The sequence below is a fragment of the Algoriphagus yeomjeoni genome, from assembly GCF_003259505.1.
In the GTDB taxonomy this organism is placed as follows: domain Bacteria; phylum Bacteroidota; class Bacteroidia; order Cytophagales; family Cyclobacteriaceae; genus Algoriphagus; species Algoriphagus yeomjeoni.
Window position 1 is genome coordinate 76491 of sequence record NZ_QLLK01000004.1, and the last position, 13892, is coordinate 90382.

Annotated in this window: 9 protein-coding genes; 4 read left to right on the forward strand and 5 right to left on the reverse strand. The window is 40.6% G+C overall.

Annotation, left to right across the window (positions count from 1 at the left end):
* Positions 1-41: 41 nt before the first annotated feature.
* Complete coding sequence (locus LV83_RS07835; RefSeq protein ID WP_111611004.1) at positions 42-2885, forward strand: M16 family metallopeptidase; 2844 nt, start codon at positions 42-44, stop codon at positions 2883-2885.
* A 242-nt stretch (positions 2886-3127) separates the two neighbouring features.
* Here LV83_RS07835 and LV83_RS07840 read toward each other — a convergent pair whose 3' ends face one another.
* Positions 3128-5173: a glutamine--tRNA ligase/YqeY domain fusion protein gene (locus LV83_RS07840; RefSeq protein ID WP_111611005.1), complete on the reverse strand. Its 2046-nt coding sequence runs from the start codon at positions 5171-5173 to the stop codon at positions 3128-3130.
* Between the two features lie 301 nt (positions 5174-5474).
* Here LV83_RS07840 and LV83_RS07845 point away from each other — a divergent pair, with 301 nt between their 5' ends.
* Positions 5475-6995, forward strand: coding sequence for a GH3 family domain-containing protein (locus LV83_RS07845; RefSeq protein ID WP_111611006.1), 1521 nt, complete (start codon positions 5475-5477; stop codon positions 6993-6995).
* Here LV83_RS07845 and LV83_RS07850 read toward each other — a convergent pair.
* The 4 genes from LV83_RS07850 to LV83_RS07865 form a co-directional block, all read right to left on the reverse strand.
* Entirely contained in the window at positions 6979-7644 is a 666-nt protein-coding gene (locus tag LV83_RS07850; RefSeq protein WP_245947020.1) for a hypothetical protein, read from the reverse strand. The genes LV83_RS07845 and LV83_RS07850 overlap by 17 nt on opposite strands.
* A gap of 302 nt (positions 7645-7946) precedes the next feature.
* The gene (locus LV83_RS07855) at positions 7947-9530 is read right to left on the reverse strand and encodes a CHRD domain-containing protein (protein ID WP_111611266.1); all 1584 of its coding nucleotides are present in this window, start codon (positions 9528-9530) and stop codon (positions 7947-7949) included.
* Positions 9531-9838: 308 nt separating this feature from the next.
* On the reverse strand, positions 9839-10054 hold the full coding sequence (locus LV83_RS07860; protein ID WP_111611007.1) for a hypothetical protein: 216 nt from the start codon (positions 10052-10054) through the stop codon (positions 9839-9841).
* A gap of 97 nt (positions 10055-10151) precedes the next feature.
* Positions 10152-10610, reverse strand: a complete 459-nt coding sequence (locus LV83_RS07865) for an Hsp20/alpha crystallin family protein (RefSeq protein WP_111611008.1) — start codon at positions 10608-10610, stop codon at positions 10152-10154.
* Between the two features lie 460 nt (positions 10611-11070).
* On the opposite strand from LV83_RS07865, the gene LV83_RS07870 reads away from it, so the two are divergent.
* Both LV83_RS07870 and LV83_RS07875 read left to right on the forward strand, forming a co-directional pair.
* Positions 11071-12696 carry a M28 family peptidase gene (locus tag LV83_RS07870; protein WP_111611009.1) on the forward strand — a complete coding sequence of 542 codons (1626 nt, stop codon included), beginning with the start codon at positions 11071-11073 and terminating at the stop codon, positions 12694-12696.
* Between the two features lie 235 nt (positions 12697-12931).
* Entirely contained in the window at positions 12932-13780 is an 849-nt protein-coding gene (locus LV83_RS07875) for a prohibitin family protein (RefSeq protein WP_111611010.1), read from the forward strand.
* Positions 13781-13892: the final 112 nt, after the last annotated feature.

A 13892-nucleotide genomic window follows, 5' to 3' on the forward strand; every position in this document is an offset into this window, starting at 1 on the left:
AAATATTTCTATTAATTCGCGGTAAGAAAACCTTCCTATCTATGTTGAAAAAAATCACCTCACTTGTACTACTTGTGATCCTCGCTGCCGCTTGTAGCAAAAAGACTGAAACTGCGTCAAGAGAGTTTAATGTGGAATTTGAAAAATTCAAGCTGGACAATGGTCTAGAAGTTATTTTTCACATCGATAAGTCAGATCCAGTGGTGGCAGTTTCACTGACTGCTCACGTAGGTTCAGCGCGTGAGAAAGAAGGTAGAACTGGCTTTGCTCACCTTTTCGAGCACTTACTTTTTCTGGAATCAGAAAACCTAGGAAAAGGAGGTTTGGATAAAATGACAGCTAGAATAGGAGGGTCTGGAGCAAATGGTTCTACCAGTCGTGATAGAACAAATTACCTTCAAACTGTGCCGAATGATGCATTGGAGAAAATGATATGGGCAGAAGCTGACAAGTTGGGTTGGTTTATAAATACGGTGACTGATCCTGTTTTGGCTAAAGAAAAGCAGGTGGTGAAAAATGAAAAAAGACAGGGAGTTGACAACCAACCCTACGGCCATACTTCTTATGTGATTGATAAAAACCTCTATCCTGAAGATCACCCGTACAATTGGCAGGTAATCGGCTCCTTGGAAGATTTGCAGAATGCAAAACTAGAAGATGTCAAGGAGTTTTTTAGAAGATGGTACGTTCCAAATAACGTTACACTTACAATAGCTGGTGATTTTGACCCAAAACAAGCTAAAGAATGGGTGGAAAAGTATTTCGATGAAATAGCAGCAGGTGAGTCCATAGCCCCACTTACTCCAAGACCGGGGAAAGTGGAAGCCATCAAAAAACTTTATCATGAAGATAATTTCGCGCGTCTTCCAGAGCTGACCATGACCTGGCCTACTGTGGAGCAATATCATGCAGACTCCTACGCTTTGGATGTGCTGACGGATTACCTATCCAGTGGAAAAGAAGCTCCTCTTAATGTGGTCTTGGTAGATGATAAAAAGCTTACATCCAATGTGAGAATGTATAACAGAACTTCAGAATTAGCTGGGCAAGCACAACTTTCTGTCCGCGCGTATGCTGACAAAGATTTGGATGAAGTAGCTGCCGCTATAGAAATGGCTTTCGCCAATTTTGAAAAAGAAGGCATCTCCGAAAAAGACCTAGCACGTATTAAAGCAGGTCAAGAAACACGCTTCTACAATGCTCTTTCCAGTGTTTTAGGAAAAGGTGTACAGCTAACTCAATACAATATTTTTGCTGAAGACCCTGGCTTTATCAATCAGGATATTCAAAATGTCTTGGCTGTCACGACGGAAGACGTGATGCGGGTTTTCAACCAATACATTTACGGTAAGAATTACATCGCTACCAGCTTTGTACCTAAAGGAAATTTAGAAGCTGCACTCGAAGGGTCTGAGAAAGCTGAAGTCGTAGAAGAGCAAATCGTACAAGGTGCCGAAGAAAGCTTCGATGCATCGATTCAAGCTGAATACGAGCGTGCGCCATCTACTTTTGACAGGTCTGTTGAGCCTCCTTATGGCGAAGCGCCTGAGGTGACTATTCCAGCTGTTTGGGAAGATTCACTCGGCAATGGCTTACAAGTATATGGCATTGAAAACCATGAAGTTCCATTAGTTCAATTCAATATGATAATTGATGGTGGACAACTATTGGATGATCCTAATAAAGTTGGGGTTGCCAATCTTTTGGCTCAGTTGATGACAAAGGGGACTGAAACCAAAACCACCGCTGAATTGGAGGATGCAATTGATCAATTGGGAGCATCAGTGAATGTTTATGCAACTACAGAGAATACAACTATAGCCGTAAATACATTAAGTAGAAACTACGATCAGGTGATGGACTTGGTGAAGGAAATCATTCTTGAACCGAGATGGGACTCTGTTGAATTTGAACTCGCCAAGCAGGCAACTTTGAGTAGAATTCGTCAACTGGAAGCTAGTCCAAACATGGTAGCTCAAAATGAATTCAATAAGCTGTTGTACGGAGAGGGTAATATTCGTTCTCAAAACATCTTGGGAAGCATTAAATCTGTAGAGGCGATTACATTGAATGACCTGAAAAATTATTATGATAAATACATTTCTCCTTCAGTTACCCGAATGCATGTAGTGGGTGATTTAGGTAAAGTGAATATTATCGCCTCTCTTCAAGACCTGGTAACTGACTGGGAAAGTAAGGACGTGAGCATTCCTGCTTATGATGCGCCATCAAGACCAGAGAATGCACAAGTTTATTTTTATGATATCCCAGATGCTAAGCAGTCCATATTACAATTTGGATATCCTGCGATGGCTTCTACCAATCCTGACTATTACCCTGCAGTGGTAATGAATTACATCTTGGGAGGTGGTGGCTTTGCCTCAAGATTGACTCAGGAACTCCGTGAAGGCAAAGGATATACTTATGGCATTCGATCTTCATTTGCAGGGGGAAAAGTAGCCGCTCCATTCAGTATAAGCAGTGGAGTGCGAAGCAACGTTACTTATGAGTCTGCTCAGTTGGTAAAAGACATACTTTCAGACTATGCTTCCACCTACACTTCTCAAGATTTGGAAACTACTCAAAGCTTTATGATCAAAAGTAATGCTAGGGCCTTTGAGACTGCTGGGGCGAAACTGAATATGCTGGAGAATATCAGCGAGTTTGGCTGGGATCCAGATTACATGAAGGATAGAGAGAAAATAGTAAATGAAATGACTGTGGAAAGAATTCAGGATTTGGCAGGAAGCTATCTTGATCCAAACAAGATGATTTGGCTGATTGTAGGAGATGCCAAAACACAACTGGCAGGTCTGGAAAAGCTAGGCTTTGGAAAGCCAATTCTTATCAATGAAGAGAAGGTTTCGATGGAAATGGACAAGTAGGTAATAAAAATCGTCCCTTTAGACACAGAAAAAATCTTCTGCTTATTTAATAGCTACCATAGTTTGCCCCAATGGGGTGGTCAATATTTTAATATGACCTCACTGTCTAGTTTTTGGAGAAGCAGGACTACTTCCATTAAGGTTATTTATTGATACAAAAATATCGCCCGCTGAACATTCTCAACGGGCGATTCTAAACTAGAAACTGCGATTAGACAATTTCAAATCTGAAACTTCTAATTTTAAATTCTTCCAGCTTCTCCAGCCAACTCCTCATTCTCATCTGCTAAGCCTGCTTCAATAAATTCAGCAATTTCAGTGTTTCTTTCTTGTCCATTTGCAAGCAAAACCCCCAATGCAATCATCACTCCGATACGGGTTCCCACTTTTTTAGCGGCAGTATTGAATAGAGGAGCTAATTCCTCATAGCTCACTTCCTCTGCTAATTTTGCAATGTCTGCTCTAGCTGCAGCCAATTTATCACCGGAAAGGTTAGTGTATTTCTTCGCAATTTTCTGAATCTCATTGATCGCAGAGCGCTGTCCTTGAGGCTGTCCTCCACCTTGGTTTTGTTGCTTTGCAGGTTGATTTTGTGGTGCAGAAGAAACTGGAGCTTGCTTTGCCCAGGAATCTCTCAAGCCCACCGTCTTGTTGAATACCAGGTTCTCTGCAGTAGAGTCCTTATCCAAAGTAAAATAGCCTAGCCTCTGAAATTGAAACTTATCATCAAGTGTAGCATCTTTTAGAAATGGCTCTAAATAAGCTTCTTTGATAATTTTTAAGGAATCTGGATTGACGAATTCCATGAAATTCTTATCCTCATGACTATCTGGAGCTTCATCCAAAAACAATCGGTCGTATTCTCTAACTTCCGCCTTAATAGCATGTTGGATAGACACCCAATGAAGCGTTCCTTTTACTTTTCTAATACTAGCTTCGGTACCAGATCCGGATTTTGAATCCAAGTCAGCAGTACAATGAATTTCAGTAATGTTACCCGCAGCATCTTTCACCACAGACTCACCTTTGATGATATAGGCACTTTTCAGACGAACCTCATTTCCCAAAGTCAAACGGAAAAACTTGCTTCCAGCTTCTTCTTTGAAATCTTCGCGCTCTATGTAAAGTTCTCCAGAGAATGGTAAATCATGTGTTCCTGAGTTAGGATCTTCTGGATTGTTTTCTGCAGAAAGGATTTCTGTTTTTCCAGCTGGATAATTGGTAATCACCAATTTCACGGGATCCAAAACGCCCATCACTCGGGTAGCTGTTTTGTTCAAATCTTCCCGGATACAGTATTCCAATAAGGAGACATCTGTAACTGAGTCACGCTTGGAGATTCCTGAAAGATCAGAGAATTTACGAATTGAATCAGGCGTATAACCCCTTCTTCTCAAACCTGAGATAGTAGGCATGCGTGGATCATCCCAGCCCGATACAGTCTTGGTCTGAACCAGTTCAAGAAGCTTCCGCTTGCTCATTACGGTGTAGCTCAGGTTTCTTCTGGCAAATTCCCGCTGCTTTGGTCTCAGTTTAGCTGGGTCATAGATTTGATCCAAAAACCAATCGTATAACTCTCGGTGCATCTTGAATTCTAAGGTGCAAAGAGAATGTGAAATCTGCTCTACGTAATCAGACTCACCGTGAGCCCAGTCATACATAGGATAAATGCACCATTCAGTGCCTGTACGATGGTGTGCTTTGCGCACAATCCTATAAAGAAGAGGATCACGCATCAACATATTGGAAGAAGCCATGTCAATCTTAGCACGAAGCACATAGCTTCCTTGCTCAAATTCACCAGCCTTCATTCTTTCAAATAAATCTAAGTTTTCCTCAACCGAACGATCCCGGAAAGGTCCAGCTACTCCGGGTGTTGTTGGTGTTCCTTTCTGCGTAGCCATAGCTTCTGCAGACTGCTGATCCACGTAGGCCTTACCTTCTTTGATCAGTTGAACTGCCCAGTCATAGAGCTGCTGGAAATAGTCTGAAGAGTAACATTCCGTTGCCCATTGAAATCCCAGCCATTGAATATCGCGCTTGATTGCGTCTACATATTCCTGCTCTTCCTTGCTTGGATTAGTGTCGTCAAAGCGAAGGTTAACGGGTGCATTGTGCATCTCACCCAAACCGAAATTCAAGCAAATAGAAGCTGCGTGGCCAATATGTAAATAGCCATTCGGCTCGGGAGGAAAACGAAAACGAAGTTTGTCCGGAGAAAAGCCTGCGGCCAAATCGTCAGCAATGATTTGTTCTATGAAATTGAGTGAGTCTTTTTCTTCTGTCATGGGTAAAAATTGAATTTCAAAATTAAGGCAATTGACTTGAAAAGCAATTAATGAATGCTTCGGTTGTATCCAGAAAGGGTTGCAATGATTTAAAAATTGCAAGATTGAAATATTGAAAAATTAGCTCCAAGTGAGCAATAGGTTAAAAATGCCTAATGTATCAAATTGAAGTACTCACCACCGAGAATGTCGTTAATCCAACTTCATAAATCGAAAATACTATTGCGTGGTATTTCTCATTTGAAATTTCTGACTTTACCCGGAGGCATGGCCTTTGTTTATTTTCCCCAAAAAAACACATATGGCCATACTAGGTAAGCTCGTAAAAGCGGGAATTGACATTACTTCAAAACTACAATTTGCAGAAGACACACCTGAAGTCTCTCAAGAAAAACAGCTTCGAGAGCTTCTTACTGAAGCCAAAAACACAGCCTTTGGAAAGTATTATGGATTTGAAGATATCCTGAAATCTGAAGATCCTGTTTCTTCATTTAGAAAAGAAGTTCCAATATTCAATTACCAGACCATGCATGAGCAATGGTGGGCTAGGCAGGAGCGATTGAATGATATTACTTGGCCAGGCAAACCTGATTTCTTTGCTCGTAGCAGTGGAACGACTGGTAAAAGCAGCAAAAGAATTCCGATAACCAAGGAATTCATGGCTTCTATGCGGTCAGTTGGATCTTCCATGATTAACTCTCTTCATGAATTCGATTTTCCAGAATCACTTTTTGAATCTGAAGTCTTGATGTTGAGCAGCTCGGCAAACTTGGATGAAAATGAGCAGGGCTTCAAGGAAGGTGAGATTTCAGGAATCAATGTGAGCAATTTCCCCGATTGGTACGACATTTTCTACAGACCGGGAAAAGACATTGCGGCCATTTCTGACTGGGATGAACGCGTAAATGCAATTGCAGAACAAGCTCCCGGATGGAATATTGGAGCTATTGCAGGAATTCCCTCTTGGGTTTTGTTGATGCTGAAGCGTATCATTGAGCGCCATCAACTTAAAAGCATACATGACATTTGGCCAAACTTGCAGGTGTATGCCACAGGAGGAGTTGCATTTGAAACCTACCGGGAGGATTTCGAAGCGGTATGTGAAACTCCACTTACAATCTTGGATACCTACTTAGCCTCAGAGGGATTTATCGCCTATACCAGCAAGCCTGATACTATGGCAATGAAACTAGCTTTGAATCACGGTTACTTTTTTGAATTTATACCCTTTGATGAGCGAGGAATAAACGAGACTGGAGACTTACTGAGTAATCCTTTGGTGTTGGGAATTGATGAAGTAGAAGTAGGGAAGGAGTATGTATTGATATTAAGCTCCTGTGCTGGTGCTTGGCGGTATGCAATTGGAGATGTAATCCGATTTGAAAGTCTCAACCCGCCACAAATAAAGATCACTGGAAGAACCAAATTCTTTCTCAATGTAGTTGGATCCCAGCTTTCGGAAGAGAAAATGGATAAGGCTATTTTGGAATTAGCTGAGGCAAACAAAACAACTATCAACGAGTATATGGTGGGAGCCATAAAAAATGAAGCAGGTGATTACATCCATCAATGGGTGTTAGTATCTGAGGTTAAACCAAGTGGATTAGCTAATAAATTGGATGAGCTGTTGAAATCAGCCAATAAAAATTATGCGGTAGCCAGATCCAAAGCACTTAAGGGAATAGATGTGAAGGTGATATCCAAGGATCAGTATACCAGTTATTTATCTGCTACCAATAAAAAAGGAGGACAGACGAAAACTCCTAAAGTCATGAAAACTGAAAAAATGAATGCCTTACTTGAGTTTATATCTCAACCTTAGGTAAAACAGGCACTAGTTCATCTGGGCAAAGTTCAGCGCCACGAATAGTCATGTAGAATTTTTTGATCTGATCCTGATATGCCGGAGAAATAAAATCGTTTTCAAGTATATATTTTTTGGCAGCAATCACATCCTTTCGGAAACCGTGCCGAATCGCAATGCTATCCGCTTCATGTTCCCGCTCGCGTTTGTATTTATCGGAAAGCACGTAGCGAATTCCATAAGCAATCATACCAGCATTGGAATGATTTTCATAATCCACAATGTGTCCAAGTTCATGTGCAAACCAACCACGCAATACATTCTCAGGTAAATCAGCTATGTATAGATCATCTGAGTCAAGTACTTTTTCAGCTACATCTAACTTATACTGTCGGTTTTTCCCAAAAATATCACTGAGATTAATCACCGGCTGAGCCTGCATAGTAGAGCTGCCTAGGTTGCTTTGAATGACATCAAATCCATAGCTGTGGAGTTCCTTATACTGCTGCCAAACATCGAGAAAGGCTTTTCTGATATTTTCATTGATTCCTGCAGAAAAAGTAGGAGAGCTGGTGTTCTTTACGCGGGTTTTCTCAAGACTGAATGATATACCAATCAAAACGGATACGATGATTAATCCACCAATAATTTTGTATTTGTGTCGCATTACTATCTATTTAAACAAAGAACATACCAGAGGTCTTTTGGTTTTATAAAGTAAAATATCATATACATGAAGTATGAATTCAATTTGTCTATACACTAGGTCTTTTCTCTTTTTGTTTTTCACAAACACGGAAATGACACCCTTTTATTCTTCTGCACTTTAGCAAACTCAGTGTCTAGAGATTTTTAGTTAAGAATAGAAGGCTGTGCAATAAGAGGCCAATCGAACATAAATTCCTTTATCCATAAAAAAGCCCAGGCAATCAAACCCGGGCCTTTCAACTCTAATCAACTCAACTAAACTTAGTTTGCGTTACTTCCGATATTTCCCTGAGCTACCACTACTCCAAGTTCAGCCATAGAAAGATGTACATTTACGTAGCCGTTGTACATCAACAACTGATCGTAAGTAATGGCTGTCATATCATCTAAAGCAACAATATTCGTCATACTCATTCCTGAATTACCATCTACCGGAGTAAAGGTTACTTTAATACCTCCGCCCATGGCTGCTGTATTTTCATGAATGTGAGCTGGATGTTCGCTTCCTGGAATTGTATTTTGTACTTCCAAAGTTGCTAGTGTTGTACCATTTACTCTTTCTTGGAACGTCACCATTCCACTGATTCCCGGTACATCTTTTTCACCCAAAACATACATTTTAGATTCGCCAGTCAACTCATTTTGTCCTATATCACCCTGAGCAACTAAGGTAGATAAGGCATCTGCAGAAAGGTGTACATTGATGTATCCGTTGAAATCCATCAGATCATCGTATCCAACCATCGTCTCATCGTCCAACATGGCAAAATTCGTTTGACTCATTCCGGTTGCTCCGTTTACTGGGTTAAATGTGAATAGTATTCCACCACCTTGAAGAGCTGTATTTGCGTGAATATGTGCAGGATGCATTTCATCTTCTGGGGTATTCATTAATTCTAATATTGCCAAAGCTTCACCGTTCATACGCTCTTTAAATGTCGCAGTACCGCTGATTCCATCTACAGCTTTTTCGCCTAAATCATAAACCTTTTCTACGCCTGTTAATTCGTTTTGTCCTATGTCGCCCTGAGCAACTAAAGTTGACAATTCGTCTACCGAAAGGTGAATATTTATATATCCGTCAAATTCCAGCAATTCATCATAGGTAATAGGAGTATTTTCATCCAACATTGCGATGTTGGTGACACTCATACCAGAAGTCCCATCTACAGGGGTGAAAGTAACTGCAATTCCACCACCTTCGGCAGCAGTATTAAAATGGATGTGTCCTGGGTGCATTCCACCGTCAGGAGTACCGTTAAGCATGATTTTAACCAAGGTCTCATCATTTTTACGCTGACTGAATGTAGCTGTACCAGAGATACCAACCACATCTTTTGTACCTAAATCATAGGTCTTAGACTCACCGGTGAGCACATTTTCTCCAATATCACCCTGAGCAACCAGCGTGCTAAGATCTGATGCTGAAGCGTGCACATTGATGTAGCCATCGAAGTTTATCAATTGGGAATAGGAGATAGCAGAGCCATCATCCAAGGTATTGACTGTCACGGAGCTCATTCCTGTGCCGCCTATTACAGTACCTAGAGTCAGTGCAATATCGCCACCTTCTGCAGCAGTATTAAAGTGAATGTGGGCTGGATGCATACCACCTGACGGCGTGCCTGAGAGCATCAAGTTGATTGTCGTCGTGTTATCGTCATTTTCGATAAACTCCGCCTTACCGGAAATACCTGGGTTGGAAACGGATGCTAAATCGAATGTTGTGGTCATGCCAGTTGGCATTGGCATAGGCATGGGTTCATTGTCGTCGTCGTTACAGCTAAAAAGAATAGCTGAAAAGAGTAATAAAATCCCTCCAAAGAGATGTTTTGAATAATTCATAATCATTGAGGTTAGTTAAAATTGATTCTGATTAATGCTTCCAAATTGTTTGGTTGCATTTTTAGCTACGAAGTGAGTATCCGCATTGGATTGCTTGGTTCTTTATTTTCTCAAAAAATCAAGTAGGGAGGGGGGAGGTTTTTACTAGCGTGTAGCAGAAAATTAAAAAGTATTCAACGAAGCGACAGCTTGAAAGCCCCAGTTCTTAGAAAAATCTAAACTGGGGTTTAAGCATTTTCTAACATTTAGAGTTATAGTATATAGGTTAGATATACTGGTGGAAAATGTTTGAGGCAAATAGTTGACATCTAATCCACTGACCTATTTCCCCCGGTATTATTGGAAGAAAAACATCTGATTTTATGAACTAATCCGCTACTATTTAGCCAATAATCCAACTCTTGTGATTCTGACCCATCGAGCAGTGCTTGCGCTTTTTTATATTCCTTTTCCAACAAACTGGAGTCAAAGCTTACTTTTTCAAGGATAGTTTTGTAATAGTTAAGAAATGATCCTTTTTCCATTTTTCTTAAATTTTTGTTAGTGAAAAATCTTCCTCAGGTTCAGAAATAAGATTTAAAACAAGTGAAGGCAACCTCAGTTGAGGTTGCCTGGTAAATTTTAAGAAATTTGAATGGTCTTAACGGGCTTCTTCTTAGCTTCCTCGCGCTTTGGAATAATCAATCGAAGTACTCCGTCTTGATAAGTCGCTTCAATCTTGTCATTTTCTACAGTATTAGGCAAATAGAATGAGCGCCTAAATGATTGATAGCTGAACTCTTTGCGTGCGTAGCTTGCTGACTCGTCATGATTTTCAGATGTTGTCGAAGCTTCAGCTTGAATGGTCAGCGTATTATTATCAAGCTCTACTCTGAAGTCTTCTTTTTTCATACCAGGCACAGCCATTTCGACCTTGAAATCACTATCCGTTTCCAGAATATTCACACTAGGAAGTGTATTTTGGCTGTTGCTTCTGCCAATCCCGGCTGAATCCAGCCAATTAAAAAAACCACCAGTTGGGAAGTCATCAAATAAGCTTGTAACTGGGCTATAACCGTTTCTTTTCATTAATGTGTTCATTGCTTTTACGTTTTAAGGATTAAACAAATAAACTGTCTTGATAGGTAATCCAGTTGCTAACCTTGGAGGATTACTGAATCAAGAAATTAATAAATTGAACCGCGATTCGGGAGTAAAAAAACAAGTTATATGCCATCTGATCTGAAGAATATATTTTGTCACTTTTTTCTGAAAAAATGACAGATTTACCCAGAATTCAAGTGTGTAATTTGTCAGTTTTTCAAGCTGTTTTTCTATGAAACCACGTTTTCCTTTTACTTCAGAGCAAGAGATTTGGAGAAAAAATACGCAAAAAGAAGTTCAATGGAATTAGAAATTAGGATCATAATGATTCTGGAAGGTAAATCCCAAAAAGTAAGAGGTTTGCAAGAAACGGGTCTAATCATTCTTTACCTATTCATTCCACTTTTAACCTTATCTTAATGCATCAAATTTAAAGATCTACTATACCTCCACCTCCATGAAAAAAACATTATTTCTGACCTCACTTGTAGCCATATGTGCCAGCTGTAGTCCTGTAGTTTTAGATGATGAAGCTTTATTGGCTTATGCAGATCTCGTAGATCAGGAGCTGATCAAGCATCATATTGCGGTGTTGGCTGATGATAGCCTGCGAGGGCGACTTCCGGGTACACCTGAATATGACATAGCCATGAACTATGTGGTCGAGCAATATAAATCCATGGGTATTGCCCCTCTGGGAGACAAGGAAGGTAGCACGTATTTTCAAAAGATGATGCTTCGCACGGCCATTATCGATGAACCTGCGTCGTATTTACTATTGAATAATTCTGATACCGTGACTGTAGGAACCGAGTACTTTTTTAGTGGAAATGCATCAGTACCAGAAGTGGAATTTGAAGGAGAACTGGTCATGGCAGGATACGGAATCGAGGCACCTCAGTTTGGATACAATGACTTCGAAAATCTAGAGGTAGCCGGGAAGGTGGTAGTTGTATTTACTGGAGGTCCGGATGCTTTACCAGCGACTGAACGGGCTCACTTCAGCAATACCAATACGAAGATTGAAACCCTGTCCCAAAAAGGTGCGGCTGGGATTATGTTTACAAACACCCCAAGTGGTAGGGGAAATTTCTCAAGTACCTATGAACGTGTATCTACAAGCGGAATCGTCAATGTTAAACTTTCCGACGGCGTGTATTCCGGTAGAGCTGTCTTTGGAAATTTGCAGTTTGGAGGCTTTTTCGACTGGGAATATCTTAGAAGTATCACAGACAATGAAGTTGATTCTATCTTGCTTGACTATGAGTCAGGAAAATTATCACAGCCCGCTAAGGAGCTTGTTTTCAGGGGAAAAGCAGTAAGCAGATACACAGAGATCGAAAGTGCCAACGTGGTGGGAGTGTTGGAAGGAAGTGAGTTGAAGGATGAATATGTTATTCATACGGCGCATTTAGACCATGTAGGTATAGGAAAGCCGGTGAATGGAGATTCGATTTACAATGGTGCGCATGATAATGCCTCAGGTGTCAGTGCGATGCTCGAGATCGCAAGACTGTACAGTGAGTTGCCTTCCAAACCGAAGCGATCATCTATTTTTGCCATCCTGACTGCAGAAGAAATGGGACTTTTAGGCTCAAAGTACTTGGCAGAAAATCCTGTTGTCCCTGCAAATAGCATCATTGCCAATGTAAATGCAGACATGCCCATGATGGTTGGTCCATTGGTATCTGTAGAACCACTAGGAGCAGAGCAAAGTAGTATAATGAGTATAGTTCGGCGAACTACCAGCTTGCTAAATCTTACTATAGATGAAGATCATCTTCCTGAGGAAGTTCGCTTTGTGAGAAGTGATAATTACAACTTTGTGTTGGCAGGAATCCCGGCCTTACGGATGAAATTCGGTATAAAAAGCAAGGATTCAGAAACGGGTCTGGATTCGGCAATTAAGTTTTTGATGAATGACCTTTACCATAGGCCATCTGATGAATTGGGAGAGAGCTTTAATTTCGATGGAGCCAAAACCTACGTGGAGCTGCAGTTTATGAATAGTTACCTGATCAATACGACAACTGCCCGACCTACCTGGAACGAGAATTCCTTCTTCAAGCGATTTGAGCGTTAGAGATTTGCGTTGCAAAGGCTAGCCTTTTTGGCTGAACACTTTTACCCCAAGGCAGTTTCAATTTCATGCATAATATCTCAGGAAATCATTCCGAACAGGGCAAAACCAAATTTTATTTAGCTCTTCGAAAAGGAATCTTATCAGGTTTAATTCTGAAATCTGAAAGAATGGGTGGATATTAAGCCTTCTAGTGAGGTATGGACTAATCTATACCTGTGCTGCAAAACAACAAAACATGAATAATCAAAATATGAGTCAATTTAATAGTGTATTGGAAAAGGGTCCTATGAGGAAATTAGTTATTGTCGGGATACTGGTAGTTATTCTATTTATCCTGAAGCCGTGGGTGCAAATTGGAGCAGGGGAAAGAGGAATAGTTTTGAATTTTGGAGCTGTTCAGGACAAGGTTTTAAGTGAGGGAATTCACTTTAAAATCCCGATCGTTCAGACTATAGAGATCATGGATGTGAAAATCCAAAAGGTAACGACAGATGCCGCTTCTTCCTCTTCAGATCTTCAGGATGTAGATATGTCTGTAGCTTTAAATTATCATGTAATTCCTGAGGATGCGAATTTGGTCTATCAGACGATTGGAGTTCAGTTTAAGGATAGAATCATTGATCCAGCCATTCAGGAAGTGATGAAAGCTGTTTCTGCACGCTACACTGCTGAAGAATTAATTACCAAGAGACCTGCCGTAAGTTCGGAAATGAGAGAGGCTTTGACCACTCGATTATTGGAGTCAAAAATAGCCGTAGATGCCTTCTCAATTATCAATTTCAGCTTTTCTCAGACCTTCACAGATGCAATTGAAGCAAAGCAAACGGCAGAGCAGAATGCGCTGAAAGCTAAGCGTGACCTGGACAGGATCAAGGTGGAAGCGGAGCAAACCATCGCCGCAGCAACTGCAGAAGCAGAAGCTTTAAGATTACAGAAGATGAATATTTCTCCGGATTTGATTGAGTTGAGAAAAATTGAAGCTAATCTAAAAGCTATTGAGAAATGGAATGGTATTTTGCCTGAAGTTACTGGTGCAGGTGCAATTCCATTTATTGGCGTGGGAGAAGCAGCGAAGAAGAATTAGATAAAGAGCAGGAATACGGGAGATTGAGGACAGAAGTATTCAGCATTAACTTATCAAGGTTTAGATTTTATCAAGGCTACCGGGTGTTTTCACTTGGTAGTTTTTTGCTTTT